The sequence below is a fragment of the Photorhabdus viridis genome (genome assembly GCF_040256935.1).
GTDB lineage: Bacteria > Pseudomonadota > Gammaproteobacteria > Enterobacterales > Enterobacteriaceae > Photorhabdus > Photorhabdus viridis.
The window spans coordinates 1-25,879 of record NZ_JBEJZY010000016.1 but is presented as its reverse complement, the minus strand read 5'-3'; the positions used below and the strand labels follow the sequence as shown (position 1 = coordinate 25,879).

The following is a 25,879-nucleotide window of genomic DNA, read 5'->3' as shown; positions in this document are numbered from 1 at the left end:
AAGTCATTAACCGTTAAATAGTGATTTGAAAAGGAATCCTCATGTGAAAGGATATTATCTGAATAGAGGGGTATTTAAACGCTTTCTCGCTGGTTATTTAACCTCGTCAGTAAAGATAAAAGAATGGGTATGATTAAGCATTCGTTAAATGTAAAACACGATATCCGATAATGATTAAACTTAATAAAAAGCGGGGCAGGATCCCATTTTGTTTTCCCTGTTATGTTTGATTCATTTATCAGGAATTCTATCCCTCGTTTATTTTACATTTACCTAACTTGCCATAATCATTTAAAAGGGAGGGTAAAAGATGCGTTGTTTTTTCTCCCGGGTGTAGCCCTGTTTAAAAAACAGGGTTATCGAGAGACCCAGACGGGACACAGTCAGTCCATCGCCATTGATAAAAAGAAAAGAGGTCAGTTGGGATTTCAATTGGGCAAAGTAATCATTAGTCTCCATAATTTTCTCCGTTCATTATGAGGCGGTAGCGAATGTCACACTCGCCAAGATTGCCAGGATGGCGGTCAGTGCCGCAGCGATGGCAAGGGTGACGAGGATAACAACGGCAACTTTATGACTACAAGATCATGATATTTATCATATGAATATGTGAAAATATGATGTGAATCACAAAAAATAGTTAATTAATCACTACCCATCATATGGAGTGAATAAAAATCGCCGTACATTTTCGCCTGATGCGGAAGAAATATAAAATCATAAAATCATAAAAGCGTCAAGATATATGCTTTAAATATTTCTATTACTGAATTCGGTGACCGTTTTAACGATCACCTTTAATTGAATGGCAATGATATAAAATGGTGTCGGGGTTAATTGGCAATTAACTTACCAATTACTCTTCCTTTACCGTGTTATCAGCAGATGGCGTATTCTTATCTTCAAGCTTAGCCTCCAATTCATTTAAACGCTGCTCCATCGCCGTTAATTTTTCACGGGTACGCAGCAGAACCTGAGTTTGAATATCAAATTCTTCGCGGTTAACTAAATCAAGTTTGCCAAGCTGGGATTGCAAAATCATCCGTAATTTTTTCTCTATATCGTCACCAAACTCTTTAACTCCTTTTGGTAAGGAATCCTGGATTTGGCGGGCAATTTGTTCAATTTTTTTGGGATCAAGCATGATGCATCCTTTTTATGACATAAATAATCTCCGATAGTGTAATACCAGATGGTAAAACCACAAACCACTGTGAGCCAGGTTTCACATCTGATTTTGTTGATTGCCCCCGGTAAATATTAGCGTTATAGTTTGCTGGCTTATCTCAGGGCGGGGTGAAAGTCCCCACCGGCGGTAAACATCGGGTCATCTTATGGGTGGCTGGGTGAAGCCCGCGAGCGCTCCGTTTGTGGTTATCTTTATGATAAATCGGAGGTCAGCAGATCCAGTGTAACTCTGGAGCCGACGGTTATAGTCCGGATGGGAGAGAATAACGGCATCTGTCGGGCTTTTTGCCCGCCTGTTGTTCCGGCTATGGCATGCGAACATTATATTAATAATATTAATGTTATGATGTGGTGTCATAGTGAGAACTCCTCAAGACTGCCCTGATTCTGGTAATCCATAAATTTTAACGAGGTTTTTTTACCATGAATCAGACGCTACTTTTTGAATACGGCACATCATCAGAACGTGTTGAACGCGCTATTGACGCTTTACGTGATGGCGGCGGTGTGATGGTGCTGGATAATGAAGATCGTGAAAATGAAGGTGATATTATCTTTGCGGCCGAAACGATGACCGTAGAGCAAATGGCGCTGACAATTCGTCATGGCAGCGGTATTGTTTGCTTGTGTCTGACAGAGGACCGCCGTCAGCAATTGCAATTGCCCATGATGGTGAACAATAATTCCAGCCCGTTCCAGACGGCTTTTACTGTAACTATTGAGGCTGCTCAGGGTGTGACGACCGGCGTTTCTGCGGCTGACCGTATCACAACCATTCGTGCAGCGATTGCGGATCATGCGAAGCCGAGTGATTTGAACCGTCCGGGCCATGTTTTCCCACTGCGCGCACAACCAGGAGGTGTCCTGGCCCGTCAGGGGCATACTGAAGCGACAATTGATTTGGTTAGTTTGGCAGGTTTTAAGCCAGCAGGTGTATTGTGTGAATTGACCAATGATGACGGTTCAATGGCTCGTACCCCTGAAGTGGTAAAATTTGCGAAATTACATAATATGCCGGTGGTAACTATTGAAGATCTGGTGGCTTATCGTCAGGCAGTAGATCTGAAAGTCAGTTAAAACGTAATTATCTGATAATCGGCTGAAATATCGGTTATAACGCACATACATTTACTAAAACCACAGTTCGCACAAGCTGTGGTTTTCAGTTTTTTTGAATAACTCCATCACCTTTGGCACACTGTTTTGCCTGTCTGACAGGCGTAATCTCTCTGCAAGTATTAAAATTACCTATATTTGGTATGGGAGGTTGTATGAATATTTCCAGAATGCCAGCTCTGTTTGTTGGTCATGGCAGCCCAATGAACGTACTGGAAGAAAATCGTTATACCAACGCCTGGCGTGAGCTTGGCGAAAGACTGCCTGTCCCCAGAGCTATTCTGGTGATTTCTGCTCATTGGTACACCAATGGCACCGCTGTAACCGCCATGACTCAACCGAAGACTATCCATGATTTTCGAGGTTTTCCACGGGAATTGCATGAAACTCAGTATCCGGCTAAGGGATTACCTGAACTGGCTGCTTTAGTGCAGGAAATACTGGAACCTGTGGAGGTTTATGCCGATCACCACCAATGGGGATTAGATCATGGGGCTTGGGGTATTCTGATTAAGATGTATCCTCAGGCCAATATTCCTGTGGTGCAGTTGAGTATAGATGACGCTAAACCCGCGACGTATCACTATGAATTGGGGAAAAAGTTGGCTGCTTTGCGAGATGAAGGTGTGTTGATTCTGGGGAGTGGTAATGTGGTACACAATCTTCGAGCCATGAAACGGCAGGAACCTAATGCTGAACCGTACCCTTGGGCAGAGACATTTAACCATTATGTGCGTGATAACCTTACCAGCAATGAGCAGCCTTACCCTTTGGTTCATGCATTGGACAGAGAAGATGGCCAATTATCCAATCCATCTGCTGAACACTTTTTGCCATTGCTGTATGTCATGGGAACGTGGGATAGAAAAGAGGTGGTTTCTATTCCTGTAGATGGCATTGTGTCCGGGTCATTAGGTATGTTGTCTGTGCAGGTTGGTTAAACAGTCAATTTTTGTGTTGTATTGGTTGAAGTTTTTTACCTTTTTGTTAGGATTTCCGGTGGCGAGATCATCGCCACCTTGTCCGCGGAAAGGGCTGCAATCTTGACTCAACCCAAAACTTCATCTTTATTTTCTCCTTCACCATTCAGAATGGTATTAATAACAACTGGATTCTTTGCTTTTTAAAGCATGATTAGGTGACAGATATGGCAGGGTTTGGCTTACCTATTGCGTGAAAATGTATTGATGCCACCAAAAATTTCATTATCTCAAGGATTTCTGTGTTATATAAAAGAATCGGTTTCGTGAGCAGATTAATAGAATACGCTCTATGAAAGCTGTAATATTGATTTTTAGCTTCAAAAAAGATGAGCAATTGTAGTTATAATTTTAATATTGCTAAACATTATATAGGTGGATCAGTTAATGACTGTTAGAAAAGATATAAAAGATGACAAATTAATTTATACGGAGGATTTGGGATGGATAGATCTTGGTCATGCTAGTGGTCATGATTCCAAAATGTTATGGGAACAGTTGATTACTGAGAAAAGTAGTTCTCCTTTTATGAAAGGGTACTTTCTGGTTAATTATTCTCAAGGTATGAGTAAATATATTTTTAAATCATCAATTCATGCTCAATGGATGGTAAAAAAAGGATTGCCTATTGAAGTGAAAAAATCCATTGCATTTTCAATGATGTATTGTGTATCGTTAGAGTTCGAAGAGTTACAGTCAAATTTTGTTTTTTCAAATATTACTGACAGTGGGTTTAGTTGTGAAGATTTAATTTCAAACTTATTAGGTTTTTATAAATCAGTGCAACCAAGGGATTATATGTCTTTAATAAAACCCAAATCTAAAGAGTATGCATATAAAATATGGGATTATTACGGTCCTGTAGGTAAGTATAAGAATAAAGAATTAAGACCTTGGATTTTTCCTGATCCGGAGAAATACCCTAACAATGCTTTTCCGTATAAGAAGAATTTACCATATTATTTAAATACGATTAAACCTTTTTCTTCTTATGAGAAAGATATTGTTATAAGTCATGTAAAGCCAATAGCTTCTTATGAGGTTAAGTTGTGAGGATATTATTTTTTTTCGTATTCTTTTTATTCGTTCTTATCTTTTGGGGGTGGTGGTTTTTATCAATGCCTAATGTATTTTATAGTGAGAAAGATTTTTTTAAATATAATTTATTAACTTATAATGAGATAAGGAATTCTCCCCGTGTATCAGAAAATTATGTTTTCGAATACTCGCCGAATGATGAAACATCACCACAAAGAAGCACCATTTATTTCTGTGATTTAAAAGATATAAGCTCCAGTTATAATGAACTGGTTCATTATATAAATGAAAGTGGTTTTTTTATCTCAAGAAACAATTCGTTGTTATATAAAGATAGCTCAAAAGATGATGTATATTTTATCTTGGATAAAGTGATTTTTAATAAAAAGGAATGTTTAGAATTGATCTTTTCAAAAGAAATAAAATGATCTGAATCATTTGGGGATTTCTCCCCAAAATATTAATTTTAACTAACCCTTTCATCCCATATGCTATATCCTGATGTACCTGCGGTATGGTGTTTCCAAGTTATATTTCCATAGGCAATGGATATAATCTCATAGGGTTGTGCATCATTATGGGTAAGTGAATTGGGATAATGGGTGGATATATTGGTTATCGATGCATGCATGATTTCAATTGAATAATATTTCTCTTGGGAACCATTATTTGATGTTCTATAGAAATCTAATCTGCAATTTATTGATTCGTTTTCTGATATTGCTATGCCTAATAGAGGCGATGATTTGTCTATTGGCTTAGTGATTGAAATAGGTGAGTGATTAACATTCTGTTCTCGGCTGATATCATGGTCAAATGAATAAACATAAATTTCATTTTCATGACCCGTTTGATATTTATTACCGATAGAATCATAGGCAGAACAACCGCTGGATATAAGCCCTTGCTTTTTACCTGTGATGGTTAAATATATTGTGTTCGCCATATTATTTATCCTTTTTTTATAAGTCTGTAAGGGTACACCGTTTTTTCATCGGATATTTAAGGGAGGAATTTTTGGCGTTTTTACTATCTTCCTCATTCCCCCCTTGTTTGGATATTAATCCAAAATAATGTGCGGATAGAAGCGGGATAAATCCTGGGTTATCAGTTCACGGTCTTCACGCAAACCAATACCACAAGGTTGATCATTGACCAGCCAGCTACCAATCAGCGTATAACTGTCACCGAATTTTGGCAGTGTATGGAATTGCTGAACGATCATGCCTTCTTTACCGTAAGGACCATCAGCACTGGCAATTTCCTTACCATTCTCAATGATGCGAATATTCGCTCCTTCCCGAGAGAACAGCGGCTTAATAACATAGCTGTCCATTGCTGGATGGTTATCATCAGCAAAATAAGCGGGTAGCAGGTTTGGATGATTCGGAAACATCTTCCACAACATTGGCAGTAATGCTTTGTTAGAGATAATGCTCTTCCAGGCAGGTTCTAACCAGCGAACACCGGCATCTTCCAGTTTAGTGGCGAAAATCTCACGGAACATCATCTCCCAAGGGTAGAGCTTGAACAGATTGCTGATCACCTGGTCTTGCAGATCAGTAAACTGGCCTTTCTCACCCAGACCGATCTCTTCGATAAACAAGAATTCAGTCGGAACACCCGCTTCCAGTGCACAATCCTGTAAGTACTGAATAGTACCGCGATCTTCTTGCGTATCCTGACAGCAGGTCATGTGTAATAAACCAAAACCATGTTCATCACGCAACTGAGCAAAACGTTCAATCAGCTGTTCTTGCATGCTGTTGAATTGATCGGCATGCGCTGGTAGTAATCCAGCATTCATCTGATCTTCCAACCAGATCCATTGGAAAAAAGCAGATTCATACAGTGAAGTTGGCGTATCGGCATTATTTTCCAACAATTTTGCCGGGCTTTTACCATCGTAAGCCAAATCCAACCGGGAATAGAGTGACGGTTGGCTGGTAATCCAGGAACTGCGGACAAAATCCCAGCAATGTTTTGGGATCTGGAATTTAGTCAACAACTCTTCACTATCGACGACTTTCTCTACCACCTGCAAACACATCTGATGCAGCTCGGCAGTGGTATTCTCGATTTCTTCAATTTGAGCAAGAGAAAATTGGTAATAAGCATCTTCACACCAGTATGGTTCACCATGCATGGTGTGAAAATTAAAGCCATATTCTGTCGCTTTCTCGCGCCAGTCCGGGCGCTCAGTAATCGCAATGCGTTCCATCCGTGATTAGCCTCCCATTGAACGTGAAGTAGAACCAGAAGAGGAACTACGTTGCATGGTTGACTGTTTTGCAACAGAGTTACCGAAGCCGCCGCGGGTGATGGTTGTCGTCGTGGCGGGTTTTGGCGCCATAGCGGTTTTAGGAACCGTCATGGAACGGCCGCCGGCAGTAGCAGGGCCATAGCTTTTACCTGTCGCATCAACAAATTTACCGTTTGCCGGGCTGGTGGCAGATTTGGAGCTAAATAGCGGTTGTGATGGCGCTGCGCCGCCGCCCATCAGACGCCCCATCATAAAACCTGCCATCAGAGGCATCCAGAAGCTGCCACTTTGCTGCTGTTGGGCTTGTGCATTGCTATTTGCGGCTGTGCTGGAGCCATCCGGTGCACTGCTGCCAAGGCCCGCTTGTGCCGGAGCTTGAGTACATTGCGCTTCACCAAACTCAGCGATACAGTCTTCTTTGGTTGCATATTTAGGCGCTGTTTTTTCCGCTTCTTTCAAAGCGTTGTTGTAAGTCAGCTTACATTGTTCACTTTGTGATGGGTTTGTCTGAGAACAGTCATCTGCATTCATGTAAAGAGAGACGGTTTCATCACTCTGTTCACAGGCAGATAACATGAAAACCGCACTGACAGCGATTGCCACAGGCGCAAGGCGATAACTGCGCCAAGCCTTACGGAATGTGTCGTGATTAATATTTTTGGTCCGCTTTATTGTCATAGTCGTATACCCAGATTTTAGGTGTCTGTGATTCTTTAATGAAATAGCTCTAAGGATAGGGGAAAGATGAGCAAAATTAAAGCATAAACCTTCGAATTGATAACCTAATTTTTTGTCTGACAACACGGCTGCCGGATATTGATTATCTGGTATTCCGTTAAATCTGGTTTCAATGTTGTGAAATATATATGTGAATTTTAAAAATCAGTGCTGAAATTGATATTTTGTGGTATTAATCCTACCCGTGTAATTTGTATAACTTCCGGTAAATTAAGGATAATTAAATGGGTAACGTTATGATGTAAATAAATCTACTAATTATATTATCTGCTGTTATAGCGCCAGAAAATAATCTCGGCAATATAATCTTAAATTAGTAACTGATTGTTATTATATTATTGGTTTTGTATTTTCTATTTTAATTAAGGAATTAAGTAGTATGGATAAAAGTCAATATTCAAAAAGATGGCAAGCGCGTTTTACATTCTTTGAACAGCACGGTGCTCCTCAGGCATCTGAGCATAAAGCTGCCATGAAAGTAGAACCATTTGGGCGTCGTATCTTGTTGAACATGAACTTTATCGCCTTCTTTTTTGGTTTTATTTACTTCTTTGTTTTAGGTTTATGGCGAAAAAATCTGACTTTATTCGGCATCGCTGTTGTCATAATGATGTTATTAGGGGGCATTGAAGATGTTCTGGGTATTGAGATTCCTCTTGCCGTTGACACGGGGGTTCGTTGTGCTTTTGCGGCAATATGGGGAATGACCGCTAACTATGCCTATTATCTGAAAGAAACGGTGAATAGCCAGAGTTGGAATCCATTTGAAGGATTTTTCTGATTTATATATTTTCTGCATTAAGACAAATATCGTATTTTCTTTCAGAACAAATTGTCGTTGGCAGGAAATAAAACAGCCCGCTTTCTGGCGGGCTGTTATTAGTGAAGGTAGCAGAACTGAATTAGTTACGGCCAGACGTTACGGGTGCGCTTGTTTCCCGAACAATACTGCTGGCTGATGTTGAGATCTGTTTATCCAGCGTATTATTCAGCGCTGCTAAATCGTTCTCATTAAGCGTGCCAAGTGCGTGCTGAATGTTCAGTTGATTAATCAGATAATCATAGCGAGCGTTGGACAGTTTCTGTTTGGCATCGTACAACGTTGTCGTCGCATTCAGCACATCAACAATGGTACGTGTACCGACCTGATAACCGGCTTCCATTGCATCCAGTGAGCTTTGCGCGGAAACAACAACCTGCTTGTAGGCGTTGATACTGCTGATGGAGGCAGATATGTTGTTAAAAGAGGAACGGACAACCTGTACAACATTGCGATAGGTGCTTTCCAACTGTTCGCTGGCGCTGACAAAACCATATTGTGCCTGTTCAACGCGGGAACTGGTTGCACCGCCGCTGTAAATTGGCAGGCTGAGTGTCAGACCAACACTATTTTCGCCATTGTAAGCATTGCCGGATTTTCTGCCTAGATCATAGCTGGAGCCGTGAGACTGGACGTTTGAAACGCCGGTAGAGGCGTTTAGACCAATCGTTGGCATATGGCCGGTTTGTGCTGCTTTGATTTGCTCACGAGCTAGATCCTGACCTAAACGGGCGGATAACAGGCTTAGATTACGTTTCTCCGCTTCTTTCAGCAGAAGATCTACTGCTTCTGGTTTATGCGTTTTGAAACGATCAATATTCAGCGAGGATAACTGAGGGTAATAAGTACCGGTTACCTGACGCAGAGCTTCCAATGCATTATCCAGATCGTTGCGGCCGACCACTTCCTGAGCGAGTACGCTATCGTAGTTAGCCCGGGCGTTCTGAACATCGGTAATGGCGACCAGACCGACATTAAAACGCTGAGTGATTTGATCCAACTGGCGGTAAACAGCTGCTTTCTGCGCTTCAATGTAAGAGAGTGAATCAATAGCGCGCAGTACTTTGAAATAAGCTGTTGCACTATCCAAAATCAGTTTTTGTTCACTGCTCTGGTAGGTAACGTCAGCAATACCTGCCGTTTTTTCTTGTAAGTTCAACTGACGCCATTTCGACATATCAAAAATGGTTTGAGTCAGCTGAAGTTTCGCGCTCAAGGTATTGTTTTCTGTATCACGTGTATCGCGGTAACCACTGGTATAGGTATATCCCGAATTTAATCCCAATTGAGGTAATAATGGACTACGGGATTCATTAATTTTTTCAAAAGCCGCATTACGCTCAGCCATTGATTTACGTAGTTCAGGATTACTTTCTTTTGCTTGCTTATAAACCTGCAAAAGATTTTCAGCCTGACTGACAGAGCTAAATCCCGCTAGGCTCATAGCGATAAAAAGGGAGAGCAGTTTCTTCATTTGCATTCCTTGTTGTGCAGCTATTTTGCTTGTTGCCTTGATGAAAAACGAAATATCACTGATTCTAGCAGAGTATGCTATCAGTCGAAGGTAGCCGTTTGTGCCATATTGCCTTAATTTAGCTTAACTTTACACCATCAAAAGATGAATTTTTTAACTCTGTTTGATTAATATCATGTAGTGGCTAGCAAATAAGGAAGTATATCAGGAGAATCTCATGAATAAAAAACCATCTATGCCAGTTATGCTGAATAAACAGGATGTGGAAATTATAGCGAAAAAGAGTTTGTACAAAGGATTTTTCAAACTGACAAATTACCGCTTCCGTCATCGTCTGTTTGCTGGCGGCTGGAGTGAAGAGGTCAGTCGAGAAGTTTTCGAACGGGGACATGCAGGGGCTCTGTTACCTTATGATCCACGCCGTGATGAAGTCGTGCTGATAGAACAGATACGAATTCCGGCGATAGAAACTAAAGCAACGCCGTGGTTGCTGGAAATTATTGCCGGTATGATTGAAGAGGGCGAGGATGTAGAGCGTGTGGTGCGCCGCGAAGCGATGGAAGAGGCGGGAATTGAAGTTAAACGTTGTAAACCGGTGTTGAGTTACCTCTCCAGCCCTGGAGGAACAACTGAACGCATCTCTGTAATGGTGGGTGAAGTGGATGCTACTAAAGCTGCCGGTATTCATGGATTGTCGGGTGAACATGAAGATATTCGGGTACACGTGGTCAGCCGTGAACAGGCTTATCAATGGATGGAAGAGGGAATTATTGATAATGCCGCTTCAGTGATTGCGATACAATGGTTAGCATTGCACCATGAAAAGTTAAAAAAATCGTGGAATTAAGATAATTCCTGATTTTTAACCGAGAAAAGGGAAGTGTGTGCCAGTCAGCAGATCTCTTGCGTTAAAACGGGTTATGATGCCCGCCAATGATTTATAGGACAAGGAAACCATTTGGAAAGCCAGTTTAAACTGCCTGTGGTAGAAGGAACCACAGCCAAAATATTGCAAATAACAGATACGCATCTTTTTGCCGGCAAAGAAGAGACTTTGTTGGGTATCAATACTTATCGCAGTTACCACGCGGTGCTGGATGCCATCCTCAAACAAAATGCTGATATTGATTTAATCGTTGCGACAGGTGACTTGGCACAAGATCAGTCGCTGGAAGCCTACCGGCATTTTGCCGTGGGTATTGCCCGTTTGCCGGCGCCTTGTGTCTGGTTGCCCGGTAATCATGATTACCAGCCTGCTATGGTGGATGCCCTGGCGGCCGCAGGCGTTTCTCCGTCGAAACAGATTTTGGTTGGTGAGCGCTGGCAACTCCTGATGCTTGATAGTCAGGTACCGGGCGTGCCGCACGGAGAGCTGTCGGAATATCAGCTTGAATGGATGAAAAAGTGTCTGGATATGTATCCTGAACGCTACACGGTGATCCTGCTGCATCATCACCCATTACTATCGGGTTGCACCTGGCTGGATCAGCATAGTTTGCGTAACTCACATATCTTGGCTCAGTATCTGCAAGGTTATACCCGGGTTAAAGCGATGCTTTGCGGGCATATCCATCAGGAGATGGATCAGGATTGGAATGGCATCCATATGATGGCGACACCATCAACAAGCGTGCAATTCAAGCCACACTGCACTAATTTTACGCTTGATACAGTCGCGCCAGGATGGCGTTATCTCGAATTGTCTATTTCTGACTGTGGCGAATTTAGTTTGACAACTCAGGTTCACAGACTGGAGAGCAATGAATTCTGCCCTGATTTAGATTCGGATGGATACTAGGCTGTGTTTGTCTCTTTGAGTCGCTGTGTTACTCTTTATTTATTGGGTCTGCCAAGCCTCATAATTTGTGGCTTGTCGCACAGGAGCATAGCGGCCAGTGGTATTTGCGCACAATTGAGGGACACAGCCTGATGTCAACATTACTCTATCTGCATGGTTTTAACAGTTCCCCGCAATCCGTAAAAGCGAATGCCCTGAAAAAGTGGCTGCATCAGCATCATCCTGACATTGACATGTTGGTGCCTCAGTTACCGCCTTATCCTGAAGAAGCGGCTGAACTGCTGGAAAATCTGGTGATGGAATGCGCCGGGGATAATTTGGGTATTGTTGGCTCCTCTCTCGGCGGTTATCTGGCGATATGGCTTTCACAATGTTTCAGTTTACCCGCAGTTGTTGTCAATCCGGCTGTTCGCCCGTTTGAGTTACTGCGGGATTATCTTGGGGAAAATATTAACCCCTATACCAATCAACGGTATACTTTAGAACAGCGCCATATCCATGATCTCAACATCATGCATATTGAACCGCTAGAGTCACCGGATCTTATCTGGTTGTTGCAGCAAACCGGGGATGAGGTGCTGGATTATCGTCAGGCCGTTGCCTATCTTGTATTATGTAAGCAAACTATTGAATCTGGTGGTAATCACACTTTTATCGGGTTTGAGCACTATTTCCCGCAAATCATCAACTTTCTTGGGTTTTCCAGTGATGGCGAGAAAAAACTTGCCAAAAATGTTTGAACGACTGGTATTATCAACAGTATACAAAACTGATTAGCCCTTTAATCAAGAAGCAACCGACAGAATTACAACATGACTCAATCTAGTTACAACGCAGATGCCATTGAGGTTCTCAGTGGTCTGGAGCCGGTTCGCCGTCGTCCGGGGATGTACACTGATACAACTCGTCCGAACCATTTGGCGCAAGAAGTGATCGATAACAGCGTGGATGAAGCTTTGGCGGGCCACGCTAAGCATATTGAAGTGATCCTTCATAGCGATCAGTCACTGGCGGTCATTGATGATGGCCGTGGTATGCCGGTTGATATTCATCAGGAAGAAGGGGTTTCAGCGGTTGAACTGATCCTGAGCCGCTTACATGCCGGCGGTAAATTTTCTAATAAAAACTATCAGTTTTCCGGTGGTCTTCACGGTGTGGGGATCTCTGTGGTTAACGCTTTGTCCAAGCGGATTGAAGTCACCGTCCGTCGTGACAGCCAGGTTTACCAAATCGCTTTTGAGAATGGCGATAAAGTGCAGGAGCTGGCGGTGATCGGCAGTTGTGGTAAACGCAATACCGGTACCAGCGTTCACTTCTGGCCTGATGAAAGTTTCTTTGACAGCCCACGTTTCTCAGTTTCCCGTCTGACGCATTTGCTGAAAGCGAAGGCGGTTTTGTGTCCGGGGGTGGAAATTGTTTTTAAAGATAAAATCAACGATACCGAGCAAAAATGGTGTTATGCCGATGGTCTGACCGACTATCTAATGGCGGCGGTTAATGGTCTGATAACATTGCCGGAAACCCCTTTTGTCGGTACTTTCAGCGGTGAAACCGAAGCGGTTGACTGGGCGCTGCTCTGGTTGCCGGAAGGGGGAGAGCTGCTGGCTGAAAGTTATGTGAACCTGATCCCGACGATGCAGGGGGGAACCCATGTAAACGGGTTGCGTCAGGGGTTACTGGATGCCATGCGTGAATTTTGTGAATTCCGCAATATCCTGCCACGTGGTGTGAAGCTTTCTGCTGATGATATCTGGGATCGCTGTGCTTACGTTCTGTCTGTAAAAATGCAGGACCCGCAATTTGCCGGTCAGACGAAAGAACGTCTTTCTTCCCGTAAATCTGCTGCCTTTGTTTCTGGTGTCGTCAAAGATGCTTTCAGCTTGTGGCTGAACCAGAATGTTCAGGAAGCAGAGCAATTGGCTGAATTGGCGATCGCCAGCGCACAGCGCAGAATGCGCGCCGCGAAAAAGGTTGTGCGTAAAAAACTGACTAGTGGCCCTGCGTTACCGGGAAAATTAGCTGACTGCACATCACAGGATCTGAATCTTACCGAATTATTTTTGGTGGAAGGGGATTCTGCGGGCGGCTCGGCGAAACAGGCCCGTGATCGTGAGTATCAGGCGATCATGCCGTTGAAAGGAAAAATTCTGAATACCTGGGAAGTCTCTTCGGATGAAGTATTAGCGTCACAGGAAGTTCATGATATCTCAGTTGCTATTGGCATCGATCCGGATAGCAACGATCTCAGCCAGTTACGCTATGGTAAAGTTTGTATTCTGGCGGATGCCGACTCGGATGGCTTACATATTGCGACGCTGTTGTGTGCATTGTTTGTCCGCCACTTCCCAACATTGGTTAAGAATGGCCATGTTTATATGGCTATGCCGCCTTTATATCGTATTGATTTGGGTAAAGAAGTGTATTACGCACTGGATGAAGAGGAAAAGAGCGCGGTGCTTGATCGCCTGAGCCGAAAACGGGGTAAGCCTAACGTACAGCGCTTTAAAGGGTTGGGTGAGATGAACCCGCTGCAACTGCGTGAAACGACGTTAGACCCGAATACCCGCCGTCTGGTGCAATTGACTATCAATGATGAAAACTACCAGAAAACCTTTTCTGTGATGGATATGCTTCTGGCGAAGAAGCGTTCAGAAGATCGCCGTAATTGGCTGCAAGATAAGGGTGATACTGTGGAAATTGAAGTGTAACGCCCACAGGGATAGTCAAAGAAGATTCTGAGGAAATTAACGAATGAGTGAGATAACTCACGATGGTGTGGAGCGTTTGCCGCTCCACTCGTTTACTGAAAATGCCTATCTGAACTACTCCATGTACGTCATCATGGACAGGGCGCTGCCTTTTATTGGTGACGGTTTGAAACCGGTTCAGCGCCGTATTGTTTATGCCATGTCGGAACTTGGACTGAACAATACTGCTAAATTTAAGAAATCCGCCCGTACCGTAGGTGATGTATTGGGTAAATACCATCCACATAGTGATGGTGCCTGTTATGAAGCGATGGTACTGATGGCGCAGCCATTCTCTTACCGTTATCCGTTGGTGGATGGACAAGGGAACTGGGGGGCGCCGGATGATCCTAAATCTTTCGCCGCGATGCGTTATACAGAATCCCGCTTGTCCAAATATGCAGAGTTGTTGCTGACGGAATTAGGTCACGGCACGGTTGACTGGGTGCCGAACTTTGACGGCACGTTGCAGGAACCGAAAATGCTGCCGGCGCGTTTGCCAAATATTTTGCTGAATGGCACCACCGGTATTGCGGTAGGTATGGCGACAGATATCCCGCCTCATAACGCCTGTGAAGTGGCTAATGCATTGATAACGTTGCTGGATAAGCCGCAAAGCTCCCTTGATGAGCTGATGGAACATGTTAAAGGTCCTGATTATCCGACCGAAGCGGAGATCATCACGTCGCATGAAGATATCCGTAAAATTTATAAAAGTGGCCGCGGTTCGGTACGAATGCGTTCCGTTTGGTCAAAAGAAGATGGCAATGTGGTGATCACTGCGCTGCCACATCAGGTTTCTGGCGCCAAAGTGCTGGAACAGATCGCCAACCAGATGCGGGCTAAAAAATTGCCTATGGTTGATGATTTACGTGATGAATCTGATCATGAAAATCCAACTCGGCTGGTGATTGTTCCCCGGACAAACCGGGTAGATGTGGAGCAGGTAATGAACCACCTGTTTGCGACAACCGATCTGGAAAAGAGTTATCGCGTCAACCTGAATATGATCGGATTGGATAACCGCCCGACCGTAAAAGGTTTGGTTGAGATCCTTGCCGAATGGCTGGTATTCCGCCGTGAAACTGTACGTAAACGTTTGAACCATCGTCTGGAAAAAGTCCTTAAACGCTTGCATGTGCTGGAAGGCTTATTGATCGCGTTTCTCAATATTGATGAAGTCATCCACATTATTCGTAGTGAGGATGAGCCAAAACCGGTGTTAATGGAACGTTTTGGTTTAAGTGAGACTCAGACGGAAGCCATTCTGGAGCTGAAATTACGTCACTTAGCTAAATTGGAAGAGGTGAAAATCCGTGGTGAGCAGAATGAATTGGCGAAAGAGCGTGATAAGTTACAGGCAATTTTAGGTTCTGAGCGCAAACTGAACACGTTATTGAAGAAAGAGATTATTGCTGATGCGGCGACTTATGGCGATAAACGCCGTTCTCCAATGAGAGAACGCGATGAAGCCAAGGCCATGAGCGAGCACGACATTACACCTTGTGAGCCGGTGACCATCGTACTGTCAGAGATGGGTTGGGTGCGTAGTGCGAAAGGTCATGAGATCGATCCGGCTGGGCTGAATTACAAAGCGGGCGACAGCTTCCGTGGCGCTGCTCGTGGTAAGAGCAATCAGCCGGTGGTTTTTATTGATACAACGGGCCGCAGTTACTCTCTTGATCCGCGGGATATGCCTTCTGCCAGAGGTCAAGGGGAGCCACTGACGGGTAAATTGACTCTGCCTGCGGGTGCGACAGTAGAACATGTGCTGATGGCGCCTGATGAACAGAAATTTTTGATGGCATCTGATGCCGGTTACGGTTTTATCTGTACTTTTAGTGATTTGGTAGCCAAAAACCGGGCGGGTAAGGCACTGATTACATTGCCGGAAAATGCTGGCGTCATGACACCGCTGGAATTAAATAACGCGCAGGATGATATGCTGCTGGCAATCACCAGCGCAGGCCGGATGTTAATGTTCCCGGTTGCGGATTTACCTCAGCTTTCTAAAGGGAAAGGGAATAAGATCATCTCTGTTCAGTCAGCGTCAGAAAATGATCTATTGAGTTGGTTATTGATACTACCGCCACAATCGTCAATTACACTTTACTTTGGTAAACGTAAACTAACTCTGCGTCCTGAGGATTTACAGAAATTCCGTGCAGAGCGTGGGCGTAAAGGGACATCTCTACCTCGTGGGTTGCAACGTGTTGAGCGGGTTCAGGTTGATACACCCCCCTCGGCTATCGGTGTAACTAAATAGTGAAATTAAATGAAACTAACGGGCTTGAGCGAGGCCCGTTAAACAAGAGGCAGCTATGTTAGCTATTATTCGTGGCATTATTGTTATTCTGTTTTCAATTGTGGTGTGTCTATTCGGTGGTATTTACTGTTTATTCAGACCACGTAATCCGGACCATGTCATGGTATTTGGTAATATGTTTGGTCGGTTGTCGAAAATATTTGGCATCAAAATAATTGAGCGTATTCCTGCTGACGCTAAAAATTATGGTCCGAGTATCTATATAGGCAACCATCAGAACAACTATGACATGATAACCATGTCCAACGCGGTTCAGCCGGGTACAGTGACAGTAGGTAAAAAAAGTCTGGTGCTGATCCCATTTTTTGGTCAGCTTTATTGGCTGGCAGGTAATATTCTGATTGATCGAAATAACCGTGCTAAAGCACATGGCACTATTGCCCAGGTTGTCGAGCAGATTCAAGAACGCCATATTTCTGTCTGGATGTTCCCGGAAGGGACGCGCAGCCGTGGCCGTGGCTTACTGCCGTTTAAAACCGGCGCTTTCCATGCCGCTATCTCTGCGGGAGTGTCGATTGTCCCGGTTTGTGTCTCTTCCATCACTAATGGCAATATTAAGTTGAATCGCTGGAATAATGGCACAGTCATTGTGGAAATGTTGCCGCCCATTGATACTTCTGGCTATACCAAAGAGCAGGTGCGTGAATTGGCAGAGTATTGCCATCAGATGATGAAAGACAAAATAGACGCTCTGGATGAGGAATTAGCTGCAATGAAGGAACTAGGTAAGTACTCATAATAGGTTATTTTGCCTGTTGTCCGTGTCCACAATGTATTGATAGAAATGATATGTACTGATTGCTTACAGGGATAGATTCGTGTAACGCATTCGAATAGTTTAATTCTCGGTCTATTCGCGTTATGATGAGCGCTTGATAAATAATATTTTTATTAAATGCAATCAAAAGGATAATAAACTTTAATAACTTCAATAATGAGTTATTAGCTTCCAGGTGAATGATTGCAATATTTCAGGTATTTCTGAGGCGCATGATACCCGGAATTTCATTAGGTTTGTCGCGGAGAAAATATGTCATTTAGTCGGCGCCAATTTATGCAGGCATCAGGCTTGGCAATGTGTATCGGAGCCGCTCCTTTTGTGGTTAGGGCCAGCAAAAATCAGCAAACTGCTTTGCCGATTCCGCCTTTATTGGAATCCCGTGGTGGGCAGCCGCTATTTCTGACTTTACAAAAAGCGCACTGGACTTTTGATGGGCAATATAAAACCAGTGTATGGGGGATTAATGGTCAATATCTTGGTCCGACGGTTCGGGTTCATAAAAACGATGATGTCAAACTGATATACAGTAATCGGTTGGCGGAGTCGGTTTCGATGACCGTCAGCGGATTGCAATTACCGGGAACGCTGACCGGTGGGATCGCCCGTCAAATTTCTCCAGGAGCTGACTGGTCGCCGGTGTTGCCTATTCGTCAGCAGGCGGCGACTTGTTGGTATCATGCCAATACACCTAACCGGATGGCGCCCCATATTTATAACGGTTTGGCTGGCATGTGGCTGGTGGAAGATGAAACCAGCCGTAATTTACCGTTGCCAAAACATTATGGTGTTAATGACCTCCCGGTTATTTTGCAGGACAAACGGCTGGATAATTTTGGTGTTCCTGAGTATCAACCCGTCGTGGGTGGTGGGTTTATCGGTAATACATTGTTGGTTAATGGCGTACAGAATCCTTTTATTGAGGTATCTCGTGGTTGGATCCGTCTGCGTTTACTGAATGCATCCAATGCCCGCCGATATCAGTTACAGATCAGTGATGGTCGTCCTTTCTATATGATAGGCACCGATTTGGGGCTGTTGCCTGCGCCGGTAGCGGTTCCGCAACTGTTCCTTGCGCCAGGTGAACGGCGTGAAGTATTGATTGATATGTCTGAAGGGAATGAAGTTTCTGTTACCGCAGGTGAATCAGCTGGCATACTTGACAGGCTGCGTGGGTTGTTTGAACCATCTACTATGCTGATTTCCAGCACTGTTTTGACCATTAAACCGACAGGTTTGTTATCTTTGGTGACAGATGCCTTGCCATCCCGTTTGGTCGATGATGTTATGCCGGTTTCTAACGCAATCCGTAACCGGGAAATTTATCTTGATGGTAATACGCCGGGAATTAACGGTGTGTTGTGGGATATGAACCGGGTAGATATTACCAGCCAGCAGGGAACATGGGAGCGTTGGATCGTGAATGCCTCCTCTCCACAGCCGTTTCATATTGGCGGTGTACAGTTTAAAGTGATTAATCGCAATGGTGAGACGCCTCAGCCACAGGATTATGGTTGGAAAGATACTGTCTGGGTTGATGGGCGCGTGGAATTACTGGTTTATATGAACCAACCATCTTATAAACACTTCCCATTCCTGTATTACAGCCAGATCTTGGAAATGGCCGATCGCGGCTCTGTGGGGCAGTTAGTGACCATACCTGCCAATTAGTGAATCAAAATTTGGTGCGCGGTATTAATACCGCGCACGTTTTGGTTCTTCTGGTCTATTATCGTTATGTGAATTCGGCATTAATCATTGGAGTCAATGTAATCAAGAAGATGACTGAACTCACTGAAATCAACGAATGTCTCAGGGGATGGCCCCAGACGTTTGCCGATATCCAGTGTCATCATAGCGGTCAGATCTTCTTTGTCCAATTTGAAGTCGAACACCTCAAAATTCTCTCTGAGTCTTGATAACGTGGTTGATTTTGGGATCACAATCATACCGTTATCAATGTGCCAGCGGATAACTATCTGAGCCGGTGTCTTACTGTACTTTTGTGCAAGATGTTGAACCAATGGATTATCAAATACGCCTTCACCACCTTGTGCCAGCGGACTCCAAGATTCGGTAACAATATTGTGAGTGGCGTTCCAGGCATGGAGCTGGCGTTGTTGCAGTAGTGGGTGTAATTCGACCTGATTAATCACAGGGTGGACGCCGGTTTCATTGATCAGCCGTTGGAGGTGCTCGGTATGGAAGTTAGAAACCCCGATACTGCGGATAAGCCCCTCTTTCTGTAATTCAATAAATTGCTGCCAGGCTTCTACATATTGATCCTGCGGTGGTGCAGGCCAGTGCATCAGATAAAGATCAATATAATCCAGTTGCAACTTTTCCAGACTTTCTGTCAAAGCGGCGCGAACATCTTGATGCTTGTTATTCCACAACTTAGTTGTAACAAAGATATCTTCACGAGGGATATCTGTTTCTTGCAACGCTTTACCTACTCCTTTCTCATTATTGTAAATAGCTGCGGTGTCAATTGCCCGATAACCGATATCCAGAGCAGCATGGATTGTGGTAACTACCTGTTGATTATCTGCGGCCCATGACCCAAGCCCCAATTGTGGCATATGGTTTCCATCAGCGAGTCTGATGATTGGTTGATTGTCCATGACTGCCTCCTAAAGATAGATTTAAAATAATTAGCTAAAATTAATAACGTAGCCTCATAACAGGGTGGTTGATATTAAGTTGATGTTAAAGGTAATTGAAGAAAGTAATACGACAGGCGTGATCTAAGCCATGCATTTTAACTAAGATATGGCTCAATACATGAATTGACCGGTTTTATGGAGCAGCGGCACCAGGAATATCACCCATTGACTGGGCCGCGGTTCACATAATATTGACGCATTAAGTTAAGAATAAAAATCCTGTTGCGGCTTGTAAACCATAATGACTTTTATTTACGTTTTACCGCAGTGATTTTTCTGTGGCGCCAGTACATCAGCAGAGAGGCGATTAAACCACTTAACAACAGCACGATGGGTAAAATGATCAAAATGTTTATCACCAGATCTTGGTGGTTTTTAATGAACGGGATCTGATTGAGGAGATAGCCAAACCCGACCATGGCGCTTACCCACAGTAAGCCACTCAGCCAGTTAAAAATTTGAAAACGCTTATTGTTGAGCCCGGATATACCTGCCAGTGTTGGTAACAGAGTACGGACAAAAGCCAGAAAACGGCCAATCAGCAAAGCGGCCAGACCGTGTTTGAAAAACAGCATATTGGCCCGTTGGCGGTACTGAATGGGAAGTTGCGCCAGCCAACCTTTAACCCGTTGAGTATCACCAAGCCATCTTCCTTGAAGGTAGCCGAGCCAGCAACCGATACTTGCCGCGGTTGTTAATATGAAAACGGTTGGGATAAAACTCATTACCCCTTTGGCAATCAACGCACCGGCGAGGATTAAGAGCGTATCACCGGGCAGAAAAGCGGCGGGTAATAAACCATTTTCCAGAACCAGTGTTGCAAACAGAATGCCATAAATAATCCAGAGAACATCGGGGTTGGCAAGTTTGGAAAAATCATGCTGCCATAATGCCTGCATGATCTCGTTTAGTACTTCCATTGCTGATCCTGTGACTGTTATAAGTAAATTTATTTCATTTGCATATATAAAGTCAGTTTACCGTAAAATCTTAACCATGGCTTGCTTGATCCTTGATTAATGGCTTTATTGGTTTACCACGACAGCTTTGACAAGAAACCAGAACAACATGAAAATTTATCTGCACATAAATATAATTAACTTATCTACATATTGAATTCGTTCTCGGATGTTAAGCTACGGTTTAATACATCTTGTACTTGTTGTAGCAGGTCAGTAATTTCAGTCGTTAAAAATATAAAAAACTTTTCTTTGTGCAGCGTACGTTCTTGCACATCATGAGGGATAAAACGCATCATTTCATTACGAAAGGCATCACCTTTAATGATTTCAGGTAAATATGAGTTCCTGTTTATTGACTAAATGGATATTGCGACCAACTCGCTTTAAGTCACGTAGTGCACATTCAGGTTTGGCGAGTCTTAAAGGGCGGCCTGTTTGCGTGATACTGGCTAAAATATCTTCCTGTTGGCGTTTAGTATGGATGAATTCAATAGTGCCAAGTGGAGTGTAATAAACACCTTTCCTGCCTGTTGTCATCACGGTGAGTCTGTCGATAGGGATCTGTGAAATGATCCCATATTCACTTAATGCGGATTCAAGGCTAACGTAGTTGTACTCACCGCGTCGTAGTGCTTTGGCGATATGTTCAATGGTGTAACTATCGCGGCTGTGAGCAAAGTTAAATAGATAAACTCCGCGTACAGGCCGCAAGAGCACCGATTCTTTAACCAGGCGATTTAAGCCTGCCTGAAGTGTTTTAGTGCCATCTTCAGGAAAGATTTTTCTGAGATCGGCAAGGGTGAAGATATATCGTCCTTTTTTGTCCCAGTCAGTTAATCGATTGAGTGCAGTGGATCTATCCATTAGTAGACAGTAGCTCTATGTATTCGTGGTGTTAATGTCCACTTGATGCGCTTGCTCAAAAATACTAAACTTAAATGCAACATGAAAACAATAAGATTAATCAGCAAAAATTCGACTAAATCCCTCAGCTAAGTCATCAATCAAATCCTGAACATTTTCCAGCCCGACATGCAAGCGGAACAGGGTGCCTGTTTTTTGTGGGGCATCGTACTGGCGCATTGTTTTTATCTCTTCTGGTTGATAACCCAGGATCAGCGATTCGAAACCACCCCATGAAAATGCCATTTTAAAATGGTGAAAATTATCCAGATAATTTGAGAATTGCTGGTGTGTTAACCTTTCTTTCAATTGAAAAGAGAACAGGCCATTACTGCCGCTAAAATCGCGGATGAAATTGTCGTGGCCGGGGCAGGAGGGTAGGGCTGGATGATAGACTGCTGCAACCTCGGATCTCTGTTGCAGCCACTGCGCTATCTCGATACTGCTTTTTTCATGCTGTTTCAGGCGAATTGCCAAAGTCCGCAAGCCGCGACTTGCCATATATACCGTATCGGCATCCGCCATTTGCCCCATCAAGTAGGAGCTTTCCCGCAGTTGCACCCAACAGCGTTCGTTTGCGACGGCAATACCTAACATTGCATCTGAGTGACCAACAATGTATTTGGTGCCGGATTGAATAGAAATATCGATGCCGAACGCCAGTGCCTTAAACAGCACACCTGCGGCCCAGGTATTATCGATCATGATGACAATATCTGGATTGACTTGCCGTACCGTACGGACAATCGCCGGAATATCCTGTACTTCCATGGTGATTGAGCCTGGGGATTCAAGAAACACCACTTTGGTATTGGGCTTAATCAGTTCAGCAATCTTCTCGCCAATCATCGGATCGAAATAATCGGTAGTTATATTCATCCGTGACAATATCTTGTCACAAAAGCCTTGTGTCGGGTCGTAAGCTGAACCAGTTAACAGAATATGATCGCCGGCGGCGGCAAAAGAGAGGATGGCGTTGCTGATCGCGGCGGCGCCAGAAGGATAAAGCGTACAGCCTGCGCCCCCTTCCAGTTCAGCCATGGCTTCCTGAAAAGAGAAATGGGTTTGTGTGCCACGTCGGCCATAAAACAGTTCGCCATTGGCGCAGTTGTGTGTTGCCTGCCTTTTGGATGCGACCGAATCGAAAATTACAGATGATGTTCGTTGAATGATCGGATTGACTGCGCCTTGAGTAAATTTACGGCTTCTGCCCGCATTGACCAGTGAAGTTTCCAGTTTTTTTTCTGTCATGATCCATTGCCACCTTAATTTCAAAATTTGAAATGGTGTAAAAAAATAGAGTGAACACGTTAAAATATTTAGGCCTTTTTGTACAAAAGGATTAGGCCAACTTGACGAAAATTCATCTGATTACCGGAGTGTGAGGTTTCTTTGACTTTATTTTGTGAAGGGGTAACACTTTTTTATTAAACAATAATGATAATTACTATCAAATCGCTTAATGTTTGATATCATCAGCCTTCATTTTCATTCAATTTGTTGAAGATGAGTTAAGACTCAGCGTAAATAAGGTTAGTGAGATGACGAAAGGTAATTCACTGCTAAATAACAAGGTTTATAAGAAAGGGAGTAAAGGCCAACTGATGCGTAATTTGACTGCTTCAATTATCTTAGCGTTCGGGCTGACAGGTTCAGCGTTGGCTGATACAACACCAGCATCTGCAACAGACAACAATACCACAACAAAAACCGCACAGATTGCAGCATCTGCTCCGGCGGCTACCTCAACAACTTCGGGTACAACCACACCGTCGGCAAATCAGGTTGCGCCGCAAACTGCACCCGCTACAGATTCTACTCAAGTGACTCCGGTTGCCACTGATATCGCTGTGCCTAACGTTTCAGCCGATGAAACCAATCTTTCCAGTGGTTTTGCTACTGATTTGTCTATCTGGGGCATGTATAAGAACGCTGACATTGTTGTTAAGACCGTAATGGTTGGTCTGGTGATTGCCTCTGTTATTACTTGGGCTCTGTTCTTCTCAAAAGGAGCTGAACTGCTGGCTGCCGGTCGTCGTTTACGTAAAGAGCAATTGGCTCTGGCGGAAGTTAAGAGTCTTGATCAGGCAGCGGAAATTGCAGAAGGTTTCAGTAAACTCAGTATCAGCCGTTTACTGCTGAGTGAAGCACAGGCAGAACGCCAGTTATCTTCTGAGAGTACTGATCTGAACAGCACAAAAGAACGTGTCTCTTTTCGTCTGGAACGCTCAGTTGCGGCTCTCAGCCGTCATATGGGGCGTGGTAACGGCTATTTGGCGACTATTGGCGCGATTTCTCCTTTCGTGGGTCTGTTTGGTACGGTGTGGGGGATCATGAACAGCTTTATTGGTATCGCACACTCACAGACAACTAACCTCGCGGTAGTGGCGCCGGGTATCGCGGAAGCGTTGTTAGCGACAGCGCTTGGCCTGGTAGCGGCGATTCCGGCTGTTGTGATTTATAACATCTTCGCCCGTATGATCGCGTCTTACCGTGGTCAGGTTGGTGATATGGCGGCACAGGCATTGTTACTGCTTGGTCGTGATCTGGATTTGGCAAATAGCAAGACAAGGTGATTTATGGCAATGCGTCTTAATGAGGATTTGGACGATAGCGGCGAATTGCACGAAATCAACGTCACACCATTTATTGACGTGATGTTGGTGCTGCTGATTATCTTCATGGTAGCGGCACCACTGGCAACCGTTGATATTAAAGTGGATTTACCCGCGTCGTCGGCGAAACCGCAACCCCGTCCTGAAAAACCGGTATTCCTGACAGTTAAGGCTGATCGTCAGCTTTACGTCGGAGATCAACAGGTAGATCATGATACTCTGGCGGCGGTATTGGATCAGACAACTCAATCCAATAAAGAGACAACAATTTTCTTTCAGGCTGATAAAACCGTGGATTATGAAACACTGATGAGTGTGATGGATGCTCTGCGTAAATCGGGCTATTTGAAAGTGGGATTGGTGGGAATGGAAGCGGTTTCATCGGGTCACTGATTCTTCCAATAAATAACCGCGCTGGAAAGCGCGGTTGAGATTAAAGGATAATTGGTTCGCGTAATGAGAGCCTAATTTGATCAGGGTAGGGAATAATCACGCTATTTTGGATCGATATGAAAACATTGAAATGACGTTCACAGAATCGGTCTGATCTTTAAGCTCATAAAGTGAACTATCGTTAGCCAGTTCAAGCAGCATTGGCACTGTAATTTTCAAACGCTTGGCTAGTGCTTCAATATTGATACAAACATCATTAATAAGCACTTTTATTGCTCGATGAAATAATTCAGGTTTCTCATGGGGAATAAGATAATCCTCTTTTTCCTCGATAGCTTCGCCCTTGCGTTTAAGCCCCAAAAAAGCTGTTTTGTATTGAGTATCCGTTAAAAGAGAAAGCTGATGTGCCCGATAAATAATCGCGGCTTTACTCACCTTCCAGGTTAATTTGAACTCACTTAGACCTCGCCAGTTGATTCTTCCGCCTATCGGGGCCGGGAAATATTTAGCCATTGCACTTCGTGGTAAAAGTAGGGCAGAGGCAAATTGGTTGGCTTGAGATTCGGTTATCCTATCACCAGTAGATATTCCGCTGTGTAGCACAAGATGTCCAATCTCATGTGCAATATCAAACCGTTGTCGGCATGGTGATTTCTTTGCTGTATTTCTGACAATGAAAGGTCGATCTAATGGAACGGATAACGCGTCAACATCATCAGATACTGAATCAAACGAGGTAACAAATGCGCCTAGCTTTTCAGCCAGACGTGTCACGTTTTCAATTGGCCCAAATCCCAATCCCCAATCAATCCGACATTTTTCTGCCGCTCGTTCAGTTTCTTCCGGGGAATTTGCTTTTAATTCAGGAAATAACACGGGGGGTAAATTTAGGTTTTCTTCGAAAACGACGATTAATCGTCTGTATAAATCAGCCTTTGCAAGTGCTGCTAATTTTGTTGCTATTGTGACTGCTCCCCGCCCTGTCGGGCGAGGCTTCCCACTTCCTAGGCCGCAACCGTCTGTGTGACGGATTTACACTGGCCTCCATGGGCAGAAACGACGAGTCCCGCCGCT

25 protein-coding genes, 1 pseudogene and 1 riboswitch are annotated in these 25,879 nt (G+C 43.9%); of the genes and pseudogenes, 14 read left to right on the top strand and 12 right to left on the bottom strand.

Features of this window, described 5'->3' with window-relative positions; translation table 11 throughout:
- Window positions 1–291: 291 nt before the first annotated feature.
- Window positions 292–459, bottom strand: coding sequence for a hypothetical protein (locus ABR397_RS08590; protein WP_350305431.1), 168 nt, complete (start codon window positions 457–459; stop codon window positions 292–294).
- A gap of 397 nt (window positions 460–856) precedes the next feature.
- Window positions 857–1,144 carry a ubiquinone biosynthesis accessory factor UbiK gene (gene ubiK / locus ABR397_RS08585; RefSeq protein ID WP_350305373.1) on the bottom strand — a complete coding sequence of 96 codons (288 nt, stop codon included), beginning with the start codon at window positions 1,142–1,144 and terminating at the stop codon, window positions 857–859.
- A 135-nt stretch (window positions 1,145–1,279) separates the two neighbouring features.
- A riboswitch (FMN riboswitch) is annotated at window positions 1,280–1,457 on the top strand.
- A 154-nt stretch (window positions 1,458–1,611) separates the two neighbouring features.
- Between ubiK and ribB the strand changes: the two genes are divergently transcribed.
- The 4 genes from ribB to ABR397_RS08565 all read left to right on the top strand — a co-directional run bounded on the left by ribB (window position 1,612) and on the right by ABR397_RS08565 (window position 4,750).
- A complete protein-coding gene (gene ribB / locus ABR397_RS08580) occupies window positions 1,612–2,265 on the top strand; it encodes a 3,4-dihydroxy-2-butanone-4-phosphate synthase (protein ID WP_350305372.1) in 654 nt (217 codons plus the stop codon).
- Window positions 2,266–2,459: 194 nt separating this feature from the next.
- A complete protein-coding gene (gene ygiD / locus ABR397_RS08575) occupies window positions 2,460–3,245 on the top strand; it encodes a 4,5-DOPA-extradiol-dioxygenase (RefSeq protein ID WP_350305371.1) in 786 nt (261 codons plus the stop codon).
- Window positions 3,246–3,671: 426 nt separating this feature from the next.
- Window positions 3,672–4,337 (top strand): hypothetical protein, encoded by a 666-nt coding sequence (locus ABR397_RS08570; RefSeq protein ID WP_350305370.1) that lies wholly within the window; start codon window positions 3,672–3,674, stop codon window positions 4,335–4,337.
- Between the two features lie 65 nt (window positions 4,338–4,402).
- Window positions 4,403–4,750, top strand: a complete 348-nt coding sequence (locus tag ABR397_RS08565) for a hypothetical protein (RefSeq protein WP_350305369.1) — start codon at window positions 4,403–4,405, stop codon at window positions 4,748–4,750.
- 38 nt (window positions 4,751–4,788) lie between these two features.
- Here ABR397_RS08565 and ABR397_RS08560 read toward each other — a convergent pair whose 3' ends face one another.
- From ABR397_RS08560 to ABR397_RS08550, 3 genes are all read right to left on the bottom strand, one after another.
- Entirely contained in the window at window positions 4,789–5,268 is a 480-nt protein-coding gene (locus ABR397_RS08560; protein ID WP_350305368.1) for an Hcp family type VI secretion system effector, read from the bottom strand.
- 114 nt (window positions 5,269–5,382) lie between these two features.
- Window positions 5,383–6,543, bottom strand: a complete 1,161-nt coding sequence (locus tag ABR397_RS08555; RefSeq protein WP_350305367.1) for a glutathionylspermidine synthase family protein — start codon at window positions 6,541–6,543, stop codon at window positions 5,383–5,385.
- 6 nt (window positions 6,544–6,549) lie between these two features.
- Entirely contained in the window at window positions 6,550–7,263 is a 714-nt protein-coding gene (locus tag ABR397_RS08550; protein WP_350305366.1) for a DUF1190 family protein, read from the bottom strand.
- 439 nt (window positions 7,264–7,702) lie between these two features.
- Here ABR397_RS08550 and ABR397_RS08545 point away from each other — a divergent pair, with 439 nt between their 5' ends.
- Window positions 7,703–8,104, top strand: a complete 402-nt coding sequence (locus tag ABR397_RS08545; protein ID WP_350305365.1) for a DUF2628 domain-containing protein — start codon at window positions 7,703–7,705, stop codon at window positions 8,102–8,104.
- A 121-nt stretch (window positions 8,105–8,225) separates the two neighbouring features.
- Here the strand turns inward: ABR397_RS08545 and tolC are convergent, their stop codons facing one another.
- Window positions 8,226–9,617: an outer membrane channel protein TolC gene (gene tolC, locus ABR397_RS08540; protein WP_350305364.1), complete on the bottom strand. Its 1,392-nt coding sequence runs from the start codon at window positions 9,615–9,617 to the stop codon at window positions 8,226–8,228.
- A 217-nt stretch (window positions 9,618–9,834) separates the two neighbouring features.
- Here tolC and nudF point away from each other — a divergent pair, with 217 nt between their 5' ends.
- The 7 genes from nudF (at window position 9,835) to ftsP (ending at window position 18,937) form a co-directional block, all read left to right on the top strand.
- Window positions 9,835–10,464 carry an ADP-ribose diphosphatase gene (gene nudF / locus ABR397_RS08535; RefSeq protein WP_350305363.1) on the top strand — a complete coding sequence of 210 codons (630 nt, stop codon included), beginning with the start codon at window positions 9,835–9,837 and terminating at the stop codon, window positions 10,462–10,464.
- Between the two features lie 111 nt (window positions 10,465–10,575).
- Entirely contained in the window at window positions 10,576–11,415 is an 840-nt protein-coding gene (gene cpdA, locus ABR397_RS08530) for a 3',5'-cyclic-AMP phosphodiesterase (RefSeq protein ID WP_350305362.1), read from the top strand.
- A gap of 131 nt (window positions 11,416–11,546) precedes the next feature.
- On the top strand, window positions 11,547–12,155 hold the full coding sequence (gene yqiA, locus ABR397_RS08525) for an esterase YqiA (RefSeq protein ID WP_350305361.1): 609 nt from the start codon (window positions 11,547–11,549) through the stop codon (window positions 12,153–12,155).
- A gap of 72 nt (window positions 12,156–12,227) precedes the next feature.
- Entirely contained in the window at window positions 12,228–14,123 is a 1,896-nt protein-coding gene (gene parE / locus ABR397_RS08520) for a DNA topoisomerase IV subunit B (protein ID WP_350305360.1), read from the top strand.
- 43 nt (window positions 14,124–14,166) lie between these two features.
- Window positions 14,167–16,428 carry a DNA topoisomerase IV subunit A gene (gene parC, locus ABR397_RS08515; protein WP_350305359.1) on the top strand — a complete coding sequence of 754 codons (2,262 nt, stop codon included), beginning with the start codon at window positions 14,167–14,169 and terminating at the stop codon, window positions 16,426–16,428.
- 55 nt (window positions 16,429–16,483) lie between these two features.
- On the top strand, window positions 16,484–17,227 hold the full coding sequence (locus tag ABR397_RS08510; protein WP_350305358.1) for a 1-acylglycerol-3-phosphate O-acyltransferase: 744 nt from the start codon (window positions 16,484–16,486) through the stop codon (window positions 17,225–17,227).
- 291 nt (window positions 17,228–17,518) lie between these two features.
- A complete protein-coding gene (gene ftsP / locus ABR397_RS08505) occupies window positions 17,519–18,937 on the top strand; it encodes a cell division protein FtsP (protein WP_350305357.1) in 1,419 nt (472 codons plus the stop codon).
- Between the two features lie 80 nt (window positions 18,938–19,017).
- Here the strand turns inward: ftsP and dkgA are convergent, their stop codons facing one another.
- The 4 genes from dkgA to metC form a co-directional block, all read right to left on the bottom strand.
- Complete coding sequence (dkgA, locus tag ABR397_RS08500; protein ID WP_350305356.1) at window positions 19,018–19,890, bottom strand: 2,5-didehydrogluconate reductase DkgA; 873 nt, start codon at window positions 19,888–19,890, stop codon at window positions 19,018–19,020.
- A 290-nt stretch (window positions 19,891–20,180) separates the two neighbouring features.
- Window positions 20,181–20,852: a DedA family protein gene (locus ABR397_RS08495; RefSeq protein WP_350305355.1), complete on the bottom strand. Its 672-nt coding sequence runs from the start codon at window positions 20,850–20,852 to the stop codon at window positions 20,181–20,183.
- A gap of 369 nt (window positions 20,853–21,221) precedes the next feature.
- The gene (abiEi, locus tag ABR397_RS08490) at window positions 21,222–21,758 is read right to left on the bottom strand and encodes a type IV toxin-antitoxin system AbiEi family antitoxin (protein WP_350305354.1); all 537 of its coding nucleotides are present in this window, start codon (window positions 21,756–21,758) and stop codon (window positions 21,222–21,224) included.
- 96 nt (window positions 21,759–21,854) lie between these two features.
- A complete protein-coding gene (gene metC / locus ABR397_RS08485) occupies window positions 21,855–23,048 on the bottom strand; it encodes a cystathionine beta-lyase (RefSeq protein ID WP_350305353.1) in 1,194 nt (397 codons plus the stop codon).
- Between the two features lie 353 nt (window positions 23,049–23,401).
- On the opposite strand from metC, the gene exbB reads away from it, so the two are divergent.
- Both exbB and exbD read left to right on the top strand, forming a co-directional pair.
- Window positions 23,402–24,373: a tonB-system energizer ExbB gene (gene exbB / locus ABR397_RS08480; protein WP_350305425.1), complete on the top strand. Its 972-nt coding sequence runs from the start codon at window positions 23,402–23,404 to the stop codon at window positions 24,371–24,373.
- A gap of 3 nt (window positions 24,374–24,376) precedes the next feature.
- Window positions 24,377–24,805: a TonB system transport protein ExbD gene (gene exbD, locus ABR397_RS08475; protein WP_350305352.1), complete on the top strand. Its 429-nt coding sequence runs from the start codon at window positions 24,377–24,379 to the stop codon at window positions 24,803–24,805.
- Window positions 24,806–24,901: 96 nt separating this feature from the next.
- Here exbD and ABR397_RS08470 read toward each other — a convergent pair whose 3' ends face one another.
- Together ABR397_RS08470 and ABR397_RS08465 are read right to left on the bottom strand one after the other, a co-directional pair.
- Entirely contained in the window at window positions 24,902–25,681 is a 780-nt protein-coding gene (locus ABR397_RS08470; protein ID WP_350305351.1) for an ImmA/IrrE family metallo-endopeptidase, read from the bottom strand.
- 128 nt (window positions 25,682–25,809) lie between these two features.
- A pseudogene (locus tag ABR397_RS08465) lies at window positions 25,810–25,879 on the bottom strand (RNA-guided endonuclease InsQ/TnpB family protein); the annotation flags it as partial.

What these genes read in the sequence shown, in the direction of transcription:
- ABR397_RS08590 (WP_350305431.1), bottom strand. Translation starts at nt 459, where the DNA reads ATGGAGACTAATGATTACTTTGCCCAATTGAAATCCCAACTGACCTCT.
- ubiK (WP_350305373.1), bottom strand. Translation starts at nt 1,144, where the DNA reads ATGCTTGATCCCAAAAAAATTGAACAAATTGCCCGCCAAATCCAGGAT.
- ribB (WP_350305372.1), top strand. Translation starts at nt 1,612, where the DNA reads ATGAATCAGACGCTACTTTTTGAATACGGCACATCATCAGAACGTGTT.
- ygiD (WP_350305371.1), top strand. Translation starts at nt 2,460, where the DNA reads ATGAATATTTCCAGAATGCCAGCTCTGTTTGTTGGTCATGGCAGCCCA.
- ABR397_RS08570 (WP_350305370.1), top strand. Translation starts at nt 3,672, where the DNA reads ATGACTGTTAGAAAAGATATAAAAGATGACAAATTAATTTATACGGAG.
- ABR397_RS08565 (WP_350305369.1), top strand. Translation starts at nt 4,403, where the DNA reads ATGCCTAATGTATTTTATAGTGAGAAAGATTTTTTTAAATATAATTTA.
- ABR397_RS08560 (WP_350305368.1), bottom strand. Translation starts at nt 5,268, where the DNA reads ATGGCGAACACAATATATTTAACCATCACAGGTAAAAAGCAAGGGCTT.
- ABR397_RS08555 (WP_350305367.1), bottom strand. Translation starts at nt 6,543, where the DNA reads ATGGAACGCATTGCGATTACTGAGCGCCCGGACTGGCGCGAGAAAGCG.
- ABR397_RS08550 (WP_350305366.1), bottom strand. Translation starts at nt 7,263, where the DNA reads ATGACAATAAAGCGGACCAAAAATATTAATCACGACACATTCCGTAAG.
- ABR397_RS08545 (WP_350305365.1), top strand. Translation starts at nt 7,703, where the DNA reads ATGGATAAAAGTCAATATTCAAAAAGATGGCAAGCGCGTTTTACATTC.
- tolC (WP_350305364.1), bottom strand. Translation starts at nt 9,617, where the DNA reads ATGAAGAAACTGCTCTCCCTTTTTATCGCTATGAGCCTAGCGGGATTT.
- nudF (WP_350305363.1), top strand. Translation starts at nt 9,835, where the DNA reads ATGAATAAAAAACCATCTATGCCAGTTATGCTGAATAAACAGGATGTG.
- yqiA (WP_350305361.1), top strand. Translation starts at nt 11,547, where the DNA reads ATGTCAACATTACTCTATCTGCATGGTTTTAACAGTTCCCCGCAATCC.
- parE (WP_350305360.1), top strand. Translation starts at nt 12,228, where the DNA reads ATGACTCAATCTAGTTACAACGCAGATGCCATTGAGGTTCTCAGTGGT.
- parC (WP_350305359.1), top strand. Translation starts at nt 14,167, where the DNA reads ATGAGTGAGATAACTCACGATGGTGTGGAGCGTTTGCCGCTCCACTCG.
- ABR397_RS08510 (WP_350305358.1), top strand. Translation starts at nt 16,484, where the DNA reads ATGTTAGCTATTATTCGTGGCATTATTGTTATTCTGTTTTCAATTGTG.
- ftsP (WP_350305357.1), top strand. Translation starts at nt 17,519, where the DNA reads ATGTCATTTAGTCGGCGCCAATTTATGCAGGCATCAGGCTTGGCAATG.
- dkgA (WP_350305356.1), bottom strand. Translation starts at nt 19,890, where the DNA reads ATGGACAATCAACCAATCATCAGACTCGCTGATGGAAACCATATGCCA.
- ABR397_RS08495 (WP_350305355.1), bottom strand. Translation starts at nt 20,852, where the DNA reads ATGGAAGTACTAAACGAGATCATGCAGGCATTATGGCAGCATGATTTT.
- abiEi (WP_350305354.1), bottom strand. Translation starts at nt 21,758, where the DNA reads ATGGATAGATCCACTGCACTCAATCGATTAACTGACTGGGACAAAAAA.
- metC (WP_350305353.1), bottom strand. Translation starts at nt 23,048, where the DNA reads ATGACAGAAAAAAAACTGGAAACTTCACTGGTCAATGCGGGCAGAAGC.
- exbB (WP_350305425.1), top strand. Translation starts at nt 23,402, where the DNA reads ATGCGTAATTTGACTGCTTCAATTATCTTAGCGTTCGGGCTGACAGGT.
- exbD (WP_350305352.1), top strand. Translation starts at nt 24,377, where the DNA reads ATGGCAATGCGTCTTAATGAGGATTTGGACGATAGCGGCGAATTGCAC.